Source organism: Streptomyces sp. NPDC017520 (genome assembly GCF_044329855.1).
Classification (GTDB): Bacteria; Actinomycetota; Actinomycetes; order Streptomycetales; family Streptomycetaceae; genus Streptomyces.
The window spans coordinates 47,649-65,908 of the sequence record NZ_JBIRKB010000009.1 but is presented as its reverse complement, the minus strand read 5'-3'; the positions used below and the strand labels follow the sequence as shown (position 1 = coordinate 65,908).

Genomic DNA, 18,260 nt, shown 5'->3' with positions numbered 1-18,260 from the left:
GCCATGACACAGACAGCTCCGCCCCCGGTACAGAAACCGCCCACCGTCCGCGCCAGGAAGTCCGGCGACGCCCCGGCCGAGCGGTCCACACGTACCGTCATCTCGCCGCTGGCACTCGCCGGACGCCGCGGCAAGGCCGCCTACTGGTCGGTGTTCACCCTCGTCGTCCTGCTCTTCGCGTTCGCGTTCCTCTTCCCCGTGTACTGGATGGTCACGGGGGCGATGAAACCGCCCGAGGAAGTGGTGCGCACCCCGCCCACCCTCGTCCCCGAGCAGTGGAGGACGAGCGGCTACACCGACGCCTGGGACCTGATGCGGCTGCCGACCCATCTGTGGAACACGGTCGTCCAGGCGACCGGCGCCTGGGTGCTCCAGATCGTCTTCTGCACGGCCGCCGCCTACGCCCTGTCCAAGCTCAAGCCCGCCTTCGGCAACATCATCCTCGGTGGCATCCTCGCCACCCTCATGGTCCCCGTGCAGGCCCTCGTCGTACCGAAGTACCTCACCATCGCGGACATGCCGCTGATCGGCGTCAACCTGCTGAACGACCCGCTGGCCATCTGGCTGCCGGCCGTCGCGAACGCCTTCAACCTCTACCTGCTCAAACGGTTCTTCGACCAGATCCCGCGCGATGTCCTGGAAGCCGCCGAGATCGACGGGGCGGGCAAGCTCCGCACCCTGTGGTCCATCGTCCTGCCCCTGTCGAGACCCGTCCTCGGTGTCGTGTCGATCTTCGCGCTGGTCGCCGTGTGGCAGGACTTCCTCTGGCCCCTGATGGTCTTCTCCGACACCGACAAGCAGCCGATCAGCGTGGCGCTGGTGCAGCTCTCGCAGAACGTCCCGCTGACCGTGCTGATCGGGGCCATGGTCATCGCGAGCATCCCGATGGTCCTCATGTTCCTGGTCTTCCAGCGGCACATCATCGCCGGAATCAGCGCCGGAAGCACAAAAGGCTGACCGCGCCGGGCGGCAACCCTGTGCCGCCCACCCCGACCCGCCGCCGCCCCCGGCCTTCCCGCCCCGCTCCGGGGCGGCGGCGTCAGAAACTCCCGCCCTCTGTCGCGCGGACCGGCCCACACCCGCCGGCTACCGCGCCCCGCCCGAAAGGAACCCGCCTTATGGAAGGCAGCCAGCTAGCCGCCGACGACTGGTGGCGCTCGGCCGTCATTTACCAGGTCTACGTCCGCAGCTTCGCCGACGGCGACGGCGACGGCACCGGCGATCTGACGGGCGTGCGTTCCCGGCTGCCCTACCTGGCCGAGCTCGGCGTCGACGCCCTGTGGTTCACCCCCTGGTATCTGTCCCCGATGGCGGACGGCGGGTACGACGTGGCCGACTACCGGGCCATCGACCCCTCCTTCGGCGACCTCGCGGAAGCCGAGAAGCTCATCGCCGAAGCCCGCGCGGCGGGGATCAGGACCATCATCGACATCGTTCCCAACCACGTCTCCGACCAGCACGTCTGGTTCAGGGCAGCCCTGGCGGCGGGCCCCGGCAGCGCGGAGCGCGAACTCTTCCACTTCCGGCCCGGCCGCGGCGAACACGGCGAGCTGCCCCCCAACGACTGGGAGAGCGAGTTCGGCGGGGTGCCCTGGACCCGGGTCGAGGACGGCGAGTGGTACCTCCACCTCTTCGCCACCGAGCAGCCCGACCTCAACTGGGCGCACCCGGCCGTACGCCGGGAGCACGAGGACGTCCTGCGCTTCTGGTTCGAACGCGGTGTCGCCGGGGTGCGCATCGACTCCGCCGCCCTCGTCGCCAAGGACCCGGCGCTCCCGGACCTCGACGGGCACCCGGGACCCCACCCGTACATCGACCGGGACGAACTGCACGACATCTACCGGGGCTGGCGGGCCATCGCCGACGCGTTCGGCGGCATCTTCGTCGGCGAGGTGTGGCTGCCCGACTCCGAGCGCTTCGCCCGCTACCTCCGCCCCGACGAACTGCACACCGCCTTCAACTTCACTTTCCTCAGCTGCCCCTGGGACGGCGCACCGCTGCGCCGCGCCATCGACGAGACCCTCGCCGAACACGCCCCCGTCGGAGCCCCCGCCACCTGGGTCCTCTGCAACCACGACATCACCCGCACCGTCACCCGCTACGGTCGCGAGGACACCGGCTTCGCCTTCACGGCCAAGGCGTTCGGCGTCCCCAGCGACCTGGAGCTGGGCACCCGCCGCGCCCGCGCCGCCGTCCTCCTCTCGCTCGCCCTGCCCGGCTCCGTCTACCTCTACCAGGGCGAGGAACTGGGCCTGCCCGAGGCCGACGTACCGCTGGACCGCATCCAGGACCCCATGTACTTCCGCTCCCAGGGCCGGGCCCCCGGCCGCGACGGCTGCCGCACCCCGATGCCCTGGGCGGCCGGCGAACCCTTCGCCGGCTTCGGTTCCACCGTGGAACCCTGGCTCCCGCTCCCCGCCGACTGGGCGGGCCGCGCGGCCGACCTCCAGGCACAGGACCCCCACTCCATGCTGGCCCTCTACCGCGAGGCCCTGCGGCTGCGGCGCACCCTGACTGTGCTGCACACCGAACCGCTGCGCTGGCTGAACGAGGAACCCGGCCTCCTGATGTTCGCCCGCGGTGAGGGCCTGGTCTGCGCCGTCAACCTCGCCGAGGAACCCGCCCGGCTCCCCGCCCACACCGAGGTCCTCCTCACCAGCGGCCCCCTGGACGCCGAAGGCCGGCTGCCCCGGGACACGGCGGTGTGGCTGGCCCTCTGAAGCGGTACGCACACGGCCCGGGGCGTCCCGGCAACCCAGGACGCCCCGATCCGGGGGCGATCGACCAGGGGCCTGAGTACCCGCACTCAGGCCCCACGCCCCGGCCGCCACGACGATGAGGATGTGGCGGGCGAAGCCGGGAGAGGCGGACCCCGCACCGCCGTCACCACGGCGGCCCCGCCCGCCGAACCCCGGGAGAACCGTGCTCAGCCGCGTCGCCGCCGCCGTCGTCCCCTCGCTCGGACGACTCACCGTCACGTCCGACCACGCCACGGCCCCGGCCGCCGGCAGCATCATCGTCGCCAACCACACCTCCCTGGCCGACCCGGGCATCGTCCTCGCCGCACTGCTGCGCCTCGGCGTCGAACCCGTCGTCATGGCCACCGCGGGGCTGTGGCGCATACCGGTCCTCGGCCGCCTCCTGGAACGCGGCGGCCACGTGCCCGTGCACCGGAACACCGACCGGGCCGCGGCCGCCCTCGACGCGGCGGCCGTCGCGCTCAGGGACGGCCGTCAGCTGCTCATCTACGGCGAGGGACGGCTGCCCTGCCGCACGGACGCGGCGGAGGCTCCGCCGGAGAGCTTCCGCAGCGGCCTGGCCCGTCTCGCGCACGCGTCCGGCGCGCCCGTCGTCCCGCTCGGCCAGGCAGGAGCCCGCCGGGTGACGTCGGGTTCGTGCGTCAAGCAGATCTCCGGGCTCCTCACCGCTCCGGCCCGCCGCCCCCGGCTCCACGTCCACGTCGGCGCCCCGCTGCGTCTCCCGCCGGATGTCGAGGCGGCGACCGCCACGGCCCGCGAAGCCGTCACCGCGGCCTGGCGGACCGCCGCGCACCACCTCGGCGAACCCGCGGCGCTCGCCGGACGCTGAACGGCGACGAAACCGGGGGAGGAGCGGCTACCCGGCCTCCCGCGCCACCTGCTCCAGACGCTGCCGGTACTCCTCCCACCAGGCGCGGTCGCCCGGCGGCATGTTGTCGGTGCCGGACCGCAGTCCGACCGTCCCGTCGACGAGCTCCCGGACGATGTCGGCGTGGCCGGCGTGCCGCTGGAGGTCGGCGATCACATGGATCAGTATCTGGTGCAGCGTCACGCGGCTCCGCTCGCCGGGCCACCACCGGACGTGCCCGACCGCGTCGAGCGGCAGTCCGGCGATCGTGGCGTCCGCGTGCTCCGCCACCCGGCGGTAGAGGGCGAGGACGTCCTCGCGCGACTCGTCGGCCCCCGCCCACATGTCCTGGTTCGCCTCGGCATCGTCCCCGAAGGCGGGCGGTGTCTCGCCGAACGGCCGACCGAACGTCTCGCCGAAGTAGCCCAGCTCCACCCCGGCGGCGTGCTTGACCAGCCCGAGGAGATTGGTGCCGGTCGGCGTCAGAGGACGCCGGACGTCGTACTCGGAGAGCCCTTCGAGCTTCCAGAGCAGGGCGTCGCGAGCGGACTGCAGATAATGCTGGAGGTCAGCCTTCGGCCGCGATTCGGTCATGTGGGCAGTCTGCCACCGGGCACTGACACGATCCCCGCCCGGAGCGGACGGGGCATGCGCCCGCACCGTTCCGGGAAGCGGCCCGGGTGGCGGCGGCGACCCCGGCGGCGTAGGTATGGAGGCGTGCCGTTCCAGGACCGCCCGACGCCACGGAGCGCACCGGCCTGCGACACCCGGTGACCAGCAGGCTCACCCGCCGGACCGGCGTCCGCGTCCGGCGGCTACCACCGGGGACGAGGAGACGATCCCGATGACCGCGGCAGAGCAGAGCACCCCGGTGCACGGGGTTCCGTGCTGGGTCAGTCTCATGACCCCGGACGTGCGGGCCACCCAGGACTTCTACGGGACCGTCCTCGGGTGGACCTTCCGCTCCGGCACCCTCGGCGAGGGCTTCACCGTCGCCCACCTCGACGCCCTGCCGGTCGCGGGGATCGCCCGGATCGCCCCCGGTCTGCCCACCGCCGTCTCCTGGACCCCGTACTTCGCCGTCGATGACGCGGACGCCACAGCGGCCCGGATCCGGGAACGGGGCGGCACCATCGCCGTCGGCCCGATCCGGCTGGGCCCCGGACGGGGGGCCGTGGCCGCCGACCGGGAAGGGGCCGGATTCGGCTTCTGGGAGGGCCGGACCCCACCCTGGTCGTTCGGCCGCGACAATCCGCCCGCCTCCATCGAACTGCGGACGAGCCACGCCTTCGACAGCGCGATCTTCTATGCCGAGGTGTTCGGCTGGGCCTCCGAGGAACCCGGCGGCTGCGAGGTCGGCTACGCGTACGAACAGGACGCGGTCGTCGTACGGCAGGGCGGCCGCACCGTGGCCACCCTGCGCGGAGGCGGCGACGCCTCGTCCCCCGACCCCCGGCTGCGCCCGCGCTGGCACGTCCGTTTCCCGGTCGCGGACCCGGAAGCGGCCACCGAGGCGGCCCGCGCGGCCGGCGGTACGGCGGGACCGCTGGTGGACTCGCCCGCCGACGGAACCGAAGCGGTGATCAGGGACCCCGACGGTGGCATCTTCACCGTCTGCGCCCACCCGCCGGACGCCCCCTGATCCCGCTCGTTCCCCGGAGCGCCCGTCAGCAGGTGCGGAACACGTACCCCGGCCGGCCGGCCGGCCGGACGTCGAGATCCCGGCGCACCACCGAGACCTTCGCCCCCACGGACGAACACGCCTTCACGTAGTCGTCGTCGGCGTACTCGATGACGAACACCCTGTCGCCGTACGCGGAGGCGTAGGCGTCGCACTCGTCGTACCGGCCGCACTCCTCGGCGACCGCGAAGTCGAACCCGATCGTCCCCCGCCGCTCCAGCAGATCGGTGGTGTTCTTCTGGCCGATCGCCAGCCCGGCGGCGTGCGCCCGGTCGGCCAGGAGCTTCGCGAACGCCGCGTTGTGCGCCGGGGTCAGCAGGCCCTTCGATCGCTCGTAGGAGTCCAGGTTGTCCGGCTCCACCGCCTGGAAACCGGACTTCGCACAGCCGTCGACCCAGCCCCCGACGATGTCCGCCAGCCGGGTGCGCTTGTCCGCGGTCGAGGTGTCGAGCAGCGCCTCGCCCCACTCCTCGTCATTGACCAGGTCGCCGTCGCCGTCGCGCAGCAGCAGATCGGGGTTGTCCTTCTCCCACCGGTCCAGCGCGTCGGGCTGGCTCTGGAAGGCGTTCACGTAACAGACGTTGTACAGGCCCTCGGCCGGCTCGTCGCCACGGTCGCGGGAGACCGCCCCGACCCCGGCGGGCGGGGTGTACGCGCCGCCGATCTGGTAGTCGAAGGCCACGTCGGCCCCGGGCGGCACGACCTCGGGCGCTGACCCCGAGGCGAAGGCGTGGGACAGCAGCAGTCCCGCTCCCGTCGCGATCGCGACACCACCGGCCAGACCGGCGAGCGTGCTTCGGCGGCGGAGGAGCGGACGGACGGCGTGCTGGAACATACGTGACTCCTGGACGTGGGCTTCGGAACTGCCCCCATCATGGACGGCCGATCATGAGCGAATCGTGAGCACCCGCCCGAGGCCACGCCGCGACCGGGCGGGCGCGAGACGCAGGACGAACTCCGCGCCGCCGCCGGGGCGCGCCCGGACGGTCAGCGACCCCCGGTGGGCCTCCGCGATCCGCCGTACCAGCGAGAGGCCGATCCCCGTGCCCCCGCCCGGCGAGCTGAACCGTTCCATCAGCTCCGGCAGCCGGGCCGGGGCCACTCCCGGGCCCCGGTCGGCGACCCGCACCTCCGGTCCGCGCACGGTCACCAGCAGACCGGCCCCGCCCGGCGCGCCGGGGGCCCGGCCGTGCCGCACGGCGTTGTCCAGCAGGTTCCGCACAGCGACCCGCACCAGTGCGGCGTCCGCCTCCACCACCGACTCCTCCAGCCGTGACTCCAGCCAGTGCCCGCCCTCCGGCAACTCCGCGCACACCTCCTCGACGAGCTGGTCCAGGCGCAGCGGCTCTGCCCGTACGACGTCCACGGCGGCCTCCAGCCGCCCCCGGGCCAGCAGGTTCTCCACGACATCGGCCATCCGGTCCGCCGCCCGCCGGATCCGGGGCAGCTGCGCCTCCAGCCCGCCCGGGGCCCCGGCGGCCACCTCCACCGATCCGCGCATCACCGCGACCGGGGTCCGCAACTCGTGCGCCGCGTCGGCCAGCAGCCGTTCCTGCTGCTCCAGCGCCTCCCAGGCCGGCCGCGTGCTCCGCCCGGAGAGGACATGTCCGGTCAGCGCGGCCAGCGCCGTCAGCGCACCGGCCCCGACGACGAGCGAGAGGACCAGACTGCGGTGCTCGGCCGCCCCACGCTCCGGATCGCCGACCGCGACGGCTGCCCCCGCCACCTCGTCGGTGGCGTCGTGGTAGAAGGGCACGGCCAGCAGACGGACGGGCTCTCCCGCACGGTCGCGCGCCTCGGCCCGTACCGGCCCTTCCTCGTCCATCGCCGAACGGGTCACCGCCCGAATCGTCCCGTCCGCCACGGTGAACTGCGCGGTACGCCCCCGGAACACGGTGACCGACGCACCGCCGGGGCGGCCCTCCACCACCAGGACCTGTGGGGTTCCCGAGGTCGCCTCGTCGTCCGCGAGCCCGTCCAGCCGGATCCGGTCGTCCTCGTAGTAGACGAGCGAGGCCGCGACGGAAGCCCGGCGGCGCATCTCGTCGTACTCGGCGTCCAGCCGCGCCCGGTCGTCGGTACGGATCACCAGCCAGGACAGGCAGGCCAGCCCGACGACGGTGATCAGGGTGTACGCGGCGGTCAGCCGCAGCCGCAGCCGGTGCAGCCGCCTCCGGGCCGGCGAGCCGCGCCGCCGTACGGGCCGCGCCATCAGGACGGCCCCGGCTCCGCCGACAACAGGAACCCCTGCCCCCGTACGGTGCGCACCAGGCCGGGGGAGCCGAGCTTGCGCCGCAGCCCCGCGACCACCGCGTCGACCACGTTGGAGACCGGGTCGGCCATCTCGTCCCAGCAGTGCTCCAGCAGTCCGGCACGGGTGACGACGGCGTCCCGGTGGACGAGGAGCTGCTGGAGCACGGCGTACTCCTTCGGGCTCAGCGACAGCAGCACACCATCGCGCCGCACCTCGTGCCGTGCCACGTCCATGACCACGTCCGCACAGCTCAGGAAGGAGGGGAGCCGGGCCGACGCCCGCCGGCTCAGGCCCCGGACGCGCAGGACGAGCTCGCGCAGGGAGAACGGCTTGGCCAGATAGTCGTCCGCCCCGCTCTCCAGCCCCCGCAGCCGCTCGTGCAGCGAGTCCAGGGCGGTGAGACACAGCACGGGCACCGACCAGCCGGCCCGGCGCCTGCTCTCCAGCGGCGCGAGGGTGTCGCCGGAGGGCACCATCCGGTCCAGCACCACACAGTCGTACGCGGTCATGTGCAGCAGTACGTCCGCCTCCGGCCAGTCCGACGCGCAGTCCACGGCGAAGCCGCCGTCCCGCAGCCCGGCCGCGATCACGTCCCGCAGGTCGTCGTCGTCCTCCACCAGCAGCACACGCACGGTGAGGATGCCTCCGAGTCTTGTCCGGGGGGAGAGACCCGCCATCCTAAGGCGTCCCGCGCACCCGAACCGAGTCGCCCCGTCAGGCCGGTGAAGCTCCCCGGTCCGGAGAGTGCCGGGCGCGGGGCCCCGCGCCCGGCAACCGGGGCGGCACCCGGCTCGCCCGGCCCGATCCGGTCGAAGTCGCCCGACCGCGCCGCCGGTGCCGGACGGGAGCGCCGGTCACTCCGGCCAGTCGCCGTCGAGTGCCTCGGCGGCCTCCGCCGCCACCGCCTCGGCGACGGCCGCCAGGGCAGCTGATTCGAGCTTCCACTGCTGCCAGTACAGCGGGACGTCCACGGTGTGGTCCGGGGCGAGCAGCACCAGTCGGCCCTCGCTCAGCAACGGTTCCGCCTGGACCTCGGGCACCATGCCCCAGCCCATACCCGACGCCACGGCGTCGGCGAACCCCTCCGACGTGGGTACCAGGTGGCGTCGGGCGCTCGGCCGGCGGCCGGGGCCGAGCCGGCGCACGAAGGCGTCCTGAAGATCGTCGCGCCGGTCGAAGGCGATCACCGGGGCGTCGCCGATCAGCTCGCCCAACGCGGCGTCCTCCCGCCGCCCCAGCCACCGGTCGGCGAAACCGGGACTGGCCACCGGCAGATACCGCATGCGGCCCAGCCGGCGCACCGAGCAGCCCGTCACCGCCTCCGGCGACGAAGTCACCGCGGCCATCGCCAGCCCCTCCCGCAGCAGGGTGGCCGTATGGTCCTGGTCCTCCCGGCGCAGCTCGTAACAGAGTCCCAGCTCCTCCGGCACGCGCCGCAGGGCTGGCAGGAACCAGGTCGCCAGCGAGTCGGAGTTCACCGCGATCGGCAGGAGCGTCGGCTCGCCCGGCCCGGACATCCCGAGCGCCGCCTGCGCGTCGTGCTCCAGCCTGGCGAGCTGGCGGGCGAAGCGCACCACCACCTCACCGGACTCGGTGGGCCGAACCGGCTTCGTCCGCATCAGCAGTACCCGGCCCGTGCGCTGCTCCAGCGCCTTCACCCGCTGGCTGACCGCCGACGGCGTCAGGCGGAGGGCGTTCGCCGCCGAGTCGAAGGTGCCCTCGTCGACCACCGCCAGCAGGGTCCGCACCTGATCGAGAGGAAGCTCGGACATCATGACTGCTAATGATACGTAAGAATCTTTAGCTGGACACGGTGATTTCCCGCTCCGTAGCGTCGCCGTATGACGAACGCTCTGACCACCGCAGCCGCCGGTTTCGGCACCGGCCTCTCGCTCATCGTCGCCATCGGAGCCCAGAACGCCCTGGTGCTGCGCCAGGGCGTCCGCCGAGACGGCGTGCTCGCGGTGGTCGCGATCTGCGCCCTGTCGGACGCGGTGCTCATCGCGCTGGGGGTCGCAGGCGTCGGCGCTCTCGTCGTGGCCTGGCCGTCGGCGCTGACGGTGGTGGGGCTGTTCGGCGGGGTGTTCCTGGTCGGCTACGGTCTGCTCGCCGCGCGCCGGGTCGTGCGGCCGTCGGCCCTGCACGCGGGGGACGCTCCGGCCGCCTCGCGCCGGGGTGTGGTGCTGACCTGCCTGGCGATGACCTGGCTCAACCCGCACGTGTACCTCGACACCGTGTTCCTGCTCGGGTCCGTCGCCGCCGACCGAGGGCCGTTGCGCTGGACCTTCGGCCTCGGCGCGATCCTCGCCAGCGTGTGCTGGTTCGCCGCGCTCGGGTTCGGCGCCCGGCTGCTGAGCGGACTCCTGGCGCGGCCCTCCGCGTGGCGGGTGCTGGACGGCCTGGTCGCCGTGACGATGATCGGCCTCGGCGCGAAGCTGGCGCTGAGCGCCTGAGCGCCTTCCGTGCGCCCTCGACCCTGGACGCTTCCACGCGTCCAGGGTCGAGGGCGCGCGCCCGGCGTACCATGCCATGATCGCCATCTTTCGACAGGATCGGTGCCATGCGGGAAAAGGGAGCGAGAACGGCCTTTTGTACGGTCGGCGCCTCGGGAATTCCGGTAATCGTCGTGGCCCGGCGGATGCATTTCCCGGATGCCCGCGGGGTGGGGAGCCTCGTTCGGACATGGAGAAAATAACCGACTATTCTGTATCTTGTCGTACCAGTACGCGCATCGCAGGAACGGCTCGCCACTACATGACCCCTGGGGGGAGTTATGCCCGAAGCAGCAGTCTTGACCGATCCGGTGCCGACTATGGACGTGGAGGCCGAGGTGGTGCATCCCGTGGGGATCGACATGGTGCACCGGACCAGGCCGGAGGACGCCTTTCCGCGGAACTGGGCACGCCTGGGACGCGACCGGTTCGCGGTGAAGGCGGTTCTTCCCCACGACCATCCCTTCTTCGCCCCGGTGGGTGACGACCGGCACGATCCGCTGCTGGTCGCGGAGGCGATGCGGCAGGCGGCCATGCTCGCCTTCCACGCCGGGTACGGGATCCCGCTCGGCTACCAGTTCCTGATGACGAAACTGGACTACGTCTGCCATCAGGAACATCTGGCGGTGGGGGGCGCGCCCACCGAGGTCGACGTGGAGGTGTTCTGCACCGACCTGAAGTGGCGGAGCGGGCTCCCGGCGCAGGGGCGGGTCGGCTGGGCGGTGCACCGGGACGGTCAGCTCGCCGCGACGGGGATGGGGGCGACCCGGTTCAGCACCCCCCAGGCGTACAGGCGGATACGAGGCGACGCCCCGGCCGAGGGAATATCCATACCGGAGACCGTGCCGGTTCCGGCCGTCCTCGCGGGCCGTGCCCGCGTCGAGGACGTGGTGCTCTCGGGGACGGAGCGGGACGGAGTCTGGGAACTGCGCGTGGACACCCGGCACCCCACCCTCTTCCAGCGCCCCAATGACCACGTTCCGGGCATGTTGCTGCTGGAGGCGGCCCGCCAGGCGGCGTGCCTGGTGGCAGGGCCCGCCGGAATCGTTCCGGTCGAGGCGAGCACCCGGTTCCACCGGTACTCCGAGTTCGGCAGCCCGTGCTGGATAGGGGCGGTGGTCCTGCCGGGAGAGGACGAGGATACGGTGACGGTCCAGGTGACAGGGCGTCAGGACGACAAGACGGTCTTCTCCACGGTCCTGTCCGGCCCCCGGGCCGACGGCTGAGAGGTTGCTCGAGTGATTCTCGTGACGGGTGCGACCGGAGCGGTGGGCCGTGAGGTCGCCGGACAGCTCGCGGAGGCCGGCCCCGTGCGGATTCTCGCGCGCCGCCCCGAGCGGCTCGCGGTGCGGGGAGCAGGGGTTGAGGTCGTCGGGGGGGAGTACGGCGACCGCGCCGCTCTCGACCGGGCCCTGCAGGGCGTCGCCTCGGTGTTCCTGGTGACGAACAGCCCGACGGAGCCCGACGACGAGCGGGTCGCCGCGGCGGCGGCCACGGCGGGCGTACGCCACCTGGTCAAGCTGTCGATGATGGCGGTGGAGGAGCCGGGCGCAGACGACTTCATCACCCGGCGCCAGCGGGACAACGAACAGGCCATCAGGGATTCGGGGGTCCCGTGGACGTTCGTGCGCCCCAGGACGTTCATGTCCAACACCCTTTCCTGGGCCCCCGGCATCCGGTCGGCCGGAGTGGTGCGCGCCCTGTACGGCGACGCTCCCGTAGCGTGCGTCGACCCGCGCGACGTCGCGGCGGTGGCCGTCGCCGTTCTCACCGGCGCGGGGCACGAGGGCAGGGCGTACGCCGTGTCCGGCCCGGAGGCGATCACCGCGCGCAAGCAGACGGCACAGCTCTCCCTGGTGCTGGGGCGGCCTCTGCGCTTCGAGGAACTGGGCGTGGACGCCGCGCGTACGGCCCTGCTGGCGAAGTATCCGCCGCCCGTCGCCGAGGCCTTCCTGCAGAGCGCCGAGCGGCAGCGGGCGGGAGCTAAGGCGTCCGTGGTCCCCACGATCCAGGAACTGACGGGCCGTCCGGCGCGGCCGTTCCGTAGCTGGGCGGCCGAGCACGCGGAGGCTTTCACGCCGGAATAGGGCTTCGCGGGTGCGCAGAGATTGCCCTTGTTCCTTGCGCGGGCGGCAGATGAGCGCGACTGCGCATGTATTTCCTTTTCCCGTCCGCTTTCACGGCGCGCGATGGACGCGGACCCCGAAAAGGGCCTGGAAATCACTGCCGCATTTATCCGTACTCCGAAAAGAAGACCGGTGAGGTGAATTCGGCGGCTCCAGCTCTCCGGGGCGGGCGGGTCCGGCTCCGCGCGCTCGTCCTCATCGCTCGCCGGCGCGGCCCCGCCTCGCGTCGCCGATGACGTCGACCCGGCCCGCGTCCGCTCCCCAGCTCGCCAGCAGGCGCAGGGCCTGGGCAGACTCCGAGCCAGGCTCCGCGTGGTAGGTCACCAGATGCTGCTCCTCGTCGTCCGGCAGGTTCAGCGTCTCGTACGACAGGGTCAGCTCCCCGACGAGCGGATGCCGCAGCACCTTGACGCCGTGGCCCTTCTCCTTGACGTTGTGCGTGGCCCACAACCGCCGGAACTCGTCGCTCCTGACCGAGAGTTCGCCCACCAGCGCCGACAGCTCCGGATCGTCGGGGTGGCAGCCCGCGTACAGCCGCAGATAGCTGACCATGTCCGAGGCCTTGGAGTCCCAGTTCACGAACAGGTCCCGGTAGGCGGGGGAGAGGAACACCAGCCGCGCCCAGTTCCGCTCGATCTGCGGCAGCGCACCCCAGTCACCGAACAGCGCGGCCGCCATCGGATTCCAGGCGAGGACGTCGGACCGCGCCCCGGTCACGTACGCGGGGATGCCGTCCATGCTGTCGAGCAGGTACAGCAGACCCTTCCGCACCCGCTGCACCCTGGCCGGGCGACGCTTCTTCCGGTGCCGCGCGGGCTTGGCCAGGTGGGTCAGATGTGCGCTCTCGGCGTCCGTGAGCCGCAGCGCACGCGCGATCGCGTCGAGCACCTCGGCCGACACATTGCGCCCGTTGCCCTGCTCCAGGCGCGTGTAGTACGCCACGGACACCCCGGCCAGCTGCGCCAGCTCCTCCCGCCGCAGACCGGGCACCCGGCGGTGCCGGCCGAACTCCGGAAGGCCCACGTCCCCCGGCTGGAGCTTGGCCCTCCGGGTGCGCAGGAACTCACTGAGCTCGGCGCGCCCGTCCATCGGCTCGGGGGCTGCGGCCTCTGGTCGATCGTCCATGGCTTCCATTATTCCTGTGATTCCTGGCCGCAGGAGCCTGAGCCTGTCCCCGTCAGTAGTAGGACCGCTGGACGTAGGCAAAGCGGTGACCTGGGTAAACACCCCTCACGGCGTGATGCTGGGAGACGTACCTACCGCATCACCCAGAGGAGAACCTCCGGCATGACCACCGTTGCCGCCTATGCTGCTCCCCGTGCCAAGGCCCCGCTGGAGCGCACCACGATCGAACGCCGCCCGGTGGGAGAGTTCGACGTGCTGATCGACATCAAGTTCGCCGGGATCTGCCACTCCGACATCCACCAGGCCCGCGACGGCTGGGGACAGGGCATCTTCCCGATGGTCCCCGGCCACGAGATCGCCGGGATCGTCGCGGAGACCGGCCCCGGGGTCACCCGCTTCAAGGTCGGCGACCGCGTCGGCGTCGGCTGCATGGTCGACTCGTGCGGAGCGTGCGACGCGTGCCTGATGGGCCGCGAGCAGCACTGCGCCGAGGGCAACACCCAGACGTACAACGCCCTCGACCGCGGCGGCGAGCCCACGTACGGCGGCTACTCGACGCACATCGTCGTGGCCGAGACGTTCGCCCTCTCCATCCCCGAGGGCATCGCCCTGGACGAGGCCGCGCCGCTCCTGTGCGCGGGCATCACCACCTACTCCCCGCTCAAGCGCTGGGGCGTGGGCCCGGGCAGGAAGGTCGCCGTCGTCGGCCTCGGCGGTCTCGGCCACATGGCCGTCAAGATCGCGCACGCGCTCGGCGCCGAGGTCACCGTCCTCTCCCAGTCGCTGCGGAAGAAGGACGACGGGCTCGACCTGGGCGCCGACCACTTCTACGCGACCAGCGACCCGCGGACCTTCGAGGAACTGGCCGGCACCTTCGACGTCATCCTCTCCACGGTCTCGGCCCCGCTGGACTTCGGCGCGTACCTCGCCCTGCTGCGGACCGACGGCACCCTGGTCAACGTGGGCGCCCCCGAGGAGCCGATCTCGCTGAACCTGTTCTCCCTGATCCTGGGCAACAAGTCGATCGCGGGTTCGATGATCGGCGGGATCAAGGAGACCCAGGAGATGCTGGACTTCTGCGCCGTGCACGGGCTCGGCGCCGAGATCGAGGTGATCGGCGCGGGCCAGGTCAACGAGGCGTACGAGCGGGTTCTCGCCAGCGACGTCCGCTACCGCTTCGTCATCGACACGGCGACGATCTGAGGCGTCGGCCGCCCGGCCGCCCCCGCCACGCGCACGTCCGCCCCGAGCGCCCGAGGTGCTCGGGGCGGACCCGTACTCATGCCGGGTCCGGTGCTCCCGCCGACCGGCGCGCCCCTTCCAGGACGGCCGGGAGCAGCCCCGGGAAGAGCGCCTCCAGGTCGTCCTCGCGCAGCCGGCTCAGACGGGAGGTCCCCTCGTAGTGCTGGCGGATGACGCCCGCCTCCCGCAGCACCTTGAAGTGGTGCGTGCTGGTGGACTTGCTCACCGGGAGACCGAACGCGATACAGGCCATGTCGATGTGCCCGTCCGCCAGCTCACGGGCGATGCGCAGCCTGGTGGGGTCGGCCAGGGCGTGCAGGACCGCTTCCAGGCGGATCTCCGTCCGGAGCGGATGGGCGAGCTGTCGCCCGGACGCGGCTCCGCGCGCTGTGGTGGACATGGGTGGCCGGCCTCCTCGGGGTCCCCATCAAAGTACGATAATTCTCGTAGTTTGACAATCGACGTACTACGATGTCTATCGTACTTGCCTCGATGTCGCCGCGCGGCGACTGCCCCCCACGTGAGGAGACACCCTGTGAGCGCCCTGTTCACGCCCCTGACTCTGCGGTCCCTGGAGATCCCCAACCGTGTGTGGATGTCTCCGATGTGCATGTACTCGGCGGCCGCGGACGGGCCGGAGGCGGGCGTTCCCACGGACTTCCACCTCGCCCATCTCGCGGGCCGGGCCGCTGGAGGAGCCGGCCTCGTGATGACGGAGGCCACCGGTGTGCGCCCGGACGGCCGGATCAGCCCCTGGGACCTGGGCCTGTGGAACGACCGCCAGCAGGAGGCCTTCGCCCGGATCGCCGCCGCGATCACCTCACACGGATCGGTGCCCGCTATCCAACTCGCCCACGCCGGGCGCAAGGCCTCGACCGACCGGCCCTGGCTCGCCGACCGCTATGTGCCCGAGGAAGAGGGCGGCTGGACGGCCGTCGGCCCCAGCGCCGTCGCGTTCGAGGGCCTGCCCGTGCCGCACGAGCTCACCGAGGACGAGATCCGGCAGCTGGTACGTGACTTCGCCGCGGCTGCCGAGCGGGCCCTCGCCGCCGGCTTCCGGGTCGTCGACATCCACGGCGCACACGGCTACCTGATCAACTCCTTCCTGTCCCCGGCCACCAACCGTCGCACCGACGCCTACGGCGGAAGCTGGGAGAACCGGCTGCGCTTCCCGCTCCAGGTGGTCGACGCCGTCCGCGCGGTATGGCCGGACGACCTGCCGGTGCTCTTCCGTACCTCGGCCACCGACTGGCTGACCGAGAACCCCGAGGACCCGCGCGAGGGCTGGACCGGCGACGACACCGCCCGCCTCGCCCAAGAGCTGGCCGCACACGGCGTCGATCTGCTCGACGTCTCCACCGGCGGCATCGTCCACGACGCCGCGATCTCCGCGCACCCCGGCTACCAGGTCCCCTTCGCCGACCAGGTCCGGCGGACGACCGGTGTCCCCACCTCCGCCGTGGGCCTGATCCTCGACGCCGACCAGGCCGAGGAGATCGTCGCGACGGGGCGGGCGGACGCGGTCATGATCGGCCGCGAGATGCTCCGTGATCCGCACTGGGCCCATCACGCGGCCGAGGCCCTGGCGGCCGGGCCCCGCTGGCCCGAACAGTACGGCTACGCCCTAGCGCGCCGCCCCGCCAAGGTCTGACCGCCCACCGGGCCGCCCGGCCGGACCGGGCGGCCCGCGCTCCTCCCACGGCGTCCCCAGGCCGCCCCTCCCGGGCATCCACCGGCCGCGTCCCGTCGAAGCGGCCTGTGCGCAGTACCGCGCCGCATCCCCGGCCGGCCGGCAACTCGCCCGCACAGACGCCTCGCTGACGCCCGCGCCCGGCACCGGCCCCCCGCGGGAGCGGACCGGCGGCGGCCCTGGGCCCGGGAAACCCGACGAACAGGGGGAGGTGACCCCCGCCGAGCTGGGGTGCCAGCCCCAGTGATCCCCAACCGTTCTTCTCCTAGCGTCTATTGATGTGAGTTACGCAGAGGACGCACAGAAGACCACCCGAACCCCGGCGGCCGCCCGCACCACCACGGCCGCCCGGACGACCGCCAGAACCGCCGCCGCGGGCCTGGCCCTGGCCCTCGCGGCGGGCATCACGGCGTCACCGGCCCTGGCCACCGCACCGCCCGGCACGGAACCCCGTACGGTCGCACCGCCGACGACTGCCGGAGCGCTCGACCGCTACTACCACCAACCCCTGGACTGGGGCACCTGTATGAGTTCCCCGCAGGACGAGACGGGCAGAGACCTGGACAGGGCGGGCGTCCAGTGTGCCGACGTCACCGTCCCGTTGGACTACACGGCCCCCGGGGGCCGGACGATCACGGTCGCGATATCCCGTCTGAAGGCCACCGACACCCGCCGCCGCATCGGCGCGATCCTCCTCAACAACGGTGGCCCCGGCGGCCCTGCCGTGGATTCCCCACCGATCGTCCGCACGGCGATGAAGGAGGCCGGCCCGCGCTACGACATCGTCGGCTTCGACCCGCGCTTCGTCGGCCGGAGCACCCCGCTGGACTGCGGCTGGCCCGTCAGCTTCACCTGGTTCTCGGCCGGGGCGAGCCGGGCGGGTTTCGACCGCCAGGTGGCGCTGAGCAAGAGCCTGGCCGCCAAGTGCCGCGCCACGAACGCCTCGGTGCTCCCGCACATCAGCACCCGCAACACAGCCAGGGACATGGACGTGATCCGGGGCGCACTGGGCGAGCGGAAGATCTCCTACCTGGGCTATTCCTACGGCACCTACCTGGGCACGGTCTACACCCAGATGTTCCCCGGGCGCTACGACCGGATGGTCCTGGACGGAGCGGTGGGACCGGACGACTACAACCCGCGCCTGCTGAAGCACACGGTGCGCGAGAACGAGCAGGCGCTCTCCGCCTGGGCCGCCTGGGCGGCCGCCCGCCACACGACGTACGGCCTGGGCCGCTCCCGTACGGCGGTGCTCGCCACCATCGACCACGTCATGGCGAAGGCGGCCCGCGCCCCGCTGACCCTCGGCACCGCCCCCGACATCTTCCGGGTCGACGACACCCACATACCGACGGTGCTCTTCATGGGCGTGGCCGACGACGCCGACGGCGCGCGGGACCTCCTTGCCCAGCAGGTGGCGGCCCTGTCCCAGGCGTCGAAGGGCCGCGAGGCTCCGTTGCCCCCGGGGTTCGGGGAGACACTGGGTCTTCTGCTCTCCGGGGCGGGCTCCTCGTTCGGCAGCTCCCAGACGGCGATCATCTGCGGTGACGTACCGGCCCCGCGCGCGACCGAGCGCTACTGGCGCGACATCCAGCGGAGCCGCGGCGCACACCCCCTGTTCGGCCCCCTCACCGAGAACATCGGCCCCTGCGCCTTCTGGGACGCGCCACGGGAAGCCCCCACCCGTATCAGCCACGACGCCCCCGTCCTCCTGGTCGCGGCCACGGGCGACCCCCGCACCACCTACCGGAGCACCACCACCCTGCACAGCAGGCTTCCCGGCTCCAGGCTCCTCACCCTGGAGAACGCCAACCGCCACGCCCTGTACGGGGAGTACGGGAACGCCTGCGTGGACACCGAGGTCAACCGCTACCTCGCGACGGGCCTGCTCCCGAAGACGGACGAGACCTGCGTGAAGTGACCGGGAGCGGGAGACCGCCTCCCGTCGGTGTACGAGCGGACTCCCGTCGGAGGATGCCGGGCGCCGTCCCGCTCCGTACCGTCCGAGGCGTCGGGCGAAGTCCGGCCGACGATGTCGGGAGGA

The 18,260-nt window shown here is 72.4% G+C and carries 17 protein-coding genes; 10 read left to right on the top strand and 7 right to left on the bottom strand.

Going from position 1 to position 18,260, the window contains the following annotated elements; all coding sequences use genetic code 11:
- Positions 1 to 3: 3 nt before the first annotated feature.
- The 3 genes from ACH4KB_RS22330 to ACH4KB_RS22320 all read left to right on the top strand — a co-directional run bounded on the left by ACH4KB_RS22330 (position 4) and on the right by ACH4KB_RS22320 (position 3,588).
- The gene (locus ACH4KB_RS22330) at positions 4 to 957 is read left to right on the top strand and encodes a carbohydrate ABC transporter permease (RefSeq protein WP_398067634.1); all 954 of its coding nucleotides are present in this window, start codon (positions 4 to 6) and stop codon (positions 955 to 957) included.
- Positions 958 to 1,118: 161 nt separating this feature from the next.
- Positions 1,119 to 2,720 carry a glycoside hydrolase family 13 protein gene (locus ACH4KB_RS22325; protein WP_398067633.1) on the top strand — a complete coding sequence of 534 codons (1,602 nt, stop codon included), beginning with the start codon at positions 1,119 to 1,121 and terminating at the stop codon, positions 2,718 to 2,720.
- A gap of 202 nt (positions 2,721 to 2,922) precedes the next feature.
- Positions 2,923 to 3,588 (top strand): lysophospholipid acyltransferase family protein, encoded by a 666-nt coding sequence (locus tag ACH4KB_RS22320; RefSeq protein ID WP_398067632.1) that lies wholly within the window; start codon positions 2,923 to 2,925, stop codon positions 3,586 to 3,588.
- Positions 3,589 to 3,615: 27 nt separating this feature from the next.
- Here ACH4KB_RS22320 and ACH4KB_RS22315 read toward each other — a convergent pair whose 3' ends face one another.
- The gene (locus tag ACH4KB_RS22315) at positions 3,616 to 4,200 is read right to left on the bottom strand and encodes a DinB family protein (protein ID WP_398067631.1); all 585 of its coding nucleotides are present in this window, start codon (positions 4,198 to 4,200) and stop codon (positions 3,616 to 3,618) included.
- A 250-nt stretch (positions 4,201 to 4,450) separates the two neighbouring features.
- Between ACH4KB_RS22315 and ACH4KB_RS22310 the strand changes: the two genes are divergently transcribed.
- Complete coding sequence (locus ACH4KB_RS22310) at positions 4,451 to 5,248, top strand: VOC family protein (RefSeq protein ID WP_398067630.1); 798 nt, start codon at positions 4,451 to 4,453, stop codon at positions 5,246 to 5,248.
- Between the two features lie 25 nt (positions 5,249 to 5,273).
- On the opposite strand, the gene ACH4KB_RS22305 is transcribed toward ACH4KB_RS22310, so the two are convergent.
- From ACH4KB_RS22305 to ACH4KB_RS22290, 4 genes are all read right to left on the bottom strand, one after another.
- A complete protein-coding gene (locus ACH4KB_RS22305; RefSeq protein WP_398067629.1) occupies positions 5,274 to 6,122 on the bottom strand; it encodes an endo alpha-1,4 polygalactosaminidase in 849 nt (282 codons plus the stop codon).
- A 51-nt stretch (positions 6,123 to 6,173) separates the two neighbouring features.
- A complete protein-coding gene (locus ACH4KB_RS22300; protein WP_398067628.1) occupies positions 6,174 to 7,499 on the bottom strand; it encodes a sensor histidine kinase in 1,326 nt (441 codons plus the stop codon).
- Complete coding sequence (locus ACH4KB_RS22295; RefSeq protein ID WP_398067627.1) at positions 7,499 to 8,173, bottom strand: response regulator transcription factor; 675 nt, start codon at positions 8,171 to 8,173, stop codon at positions 7,499 to 7,501. Before ACH4KB_RS22295 ends, ACH4KB_RS22300 begins: the two co-directional genes overlap by 1 nt.
- Before the next feature lie 222 nt (positions 8,174 to 8,395).
- A complete protein-coding gene (locus ACH4KB_RS22290) occupies positions 8,396 to 9,316 on the bottom strand; it encodes a LysR family transcriptional regulator ArgP (protein ID WP_398067626.1) in 921 nt (306 codons plus the stop codon).
- 66 nt (positions 9,317 to 9,382) lie between these two features.
- On the opposite strand from ACH4KB_RS22290, the gene ACH4KB_RS22285 reads away from it, so the two are divergent.
- The 3 genes from ACH4KB_RS22285 to ACH4KB_RS22275 all read left to right on the top strand — a co-directional run bounded on the left by ACH4KB_RS22285 (position 9,383) and on the right by ACH4KB_RS22275 (position 12,120).
- Positions 9,383 to 9,994 carry a LysE/ArgO family amino acid transporter gene (locus ACH4KB_RS22285; protein WP_398067625.1) on the top strand — a complete coding sequence of 204 codons (612 nt, stop codon included), beginning with the start codon at positions 9,383 to 9,385 and terminating at the stop codon, positions 9,992 to 9,994.
- Positions 9,995 to 10,314: 320 nt separating this feature from the next.
- Entirely contained in the window at positions 10,315 to 11,259 is a 945-nt protein-coding gene (locus ACH4KB_RS22280) for a ScbA/BarX family gamma-butyrolactone biosynthesis protein (protein WP_398067624.1), read from the top strand.
- 12 nt (positions 11,260 to 11,271) lie between these two features.
- On the top strand, positions 11,272 to 12,120 hold the full coding sequence (locus tag ACH4KB_RS22275) for an NAD(P)H-binding protein (RefSeq protein ID WP_398067623.1): 849 nt from the start codon (positions 11,272 to 11,274) through the stop codon (positions 12,118 to 12,120).
- Positions 12,121 to 12,354: 234 nt separating this feature from the next.
- Here the strand turns inward: ACH4KB_RS22275 and ACH4KB_RS22270 are convergent, their stop codons facing one another.
- Positions 12,355 to 13,284, bottom strand: a complete 930-nt coding sequence (locus ACH4KB_RS22270; RefSeq protein ID WP_398067622.1) for a helix-turn-helix domain-containing protein — start codon at positions 13,282 to 13,284, stop codon at positions 12,355 to 12,357.
- A gap of 162 nt (positions 13,285 to 13,446) precedes the next feature.
- Here ACH4KB_RS22270 and ACH4KB_RS22265 point away from each other — a divergent pair, with 162 nt between their 5' ends.
- The gene (locus ACH4KB_RS22265; RefSeq protein WP_398067621.1) at positions 13,447 to 14,487 is read left to right on the top strand and encodes an NAD(P)-dependent alcohol dehydrogenase; all 1,041 of its coding nucleotides are present in this window, start codon (positions 13,447 to 13,449) and stop codon (positions 14,485 to 14,487) included.
- Between the two features lie 76 nt (positions 14,488 to 14,563).
- On the opposite strand, the gene ACH4KB_RS22260 is transcribed toward ACH4KB_RS22265, so the two are convergent.
- A complete protein-coding gene (locus ACH4KB_RS22260) occupies positions 14,564 to 14,926 on the bottom strand; it encodes an ArsR/SmtB family transcription factor (protein ID WP_398067620.1) in 363 nt (120 codons plus the stop codon).
- Between the two features lie 135 nt (positions 14,927 to 15,061).
- Here ACH4KB_RS22260 and ACH4KB_RS22255 point away from each other — a divergent pair, with 135 nt between their 5' ends.
- Positions 15,062 to 16,177, top strand: coding sequence for an NADH:flavin oxidoreductase/NADH oxidase (locus tag ACH4KB_RS22255; protein WP_398067619.1), 1,116 nt, complete (start codon positions 15,062 to 15,064; stop codon positions 16,175 to 16,177).
- A 319-nt stretch (positions 16,178 to 16,496) separates the two neighbouring features.
- On the top strand, positions 16,497 to 18,137 hold the full coding sequence (locus tag ACH4KB_RS22250; protein ID WP_398067618.1) for an alpha/beta hydrolase: 1,641 nt from the start codon (positions 16,497 to 16,499) through the stop codon (positions 18,135 to 18,137).
- Positions 18,138 to 18,260 lie beyond the last annotated feature (123 nt).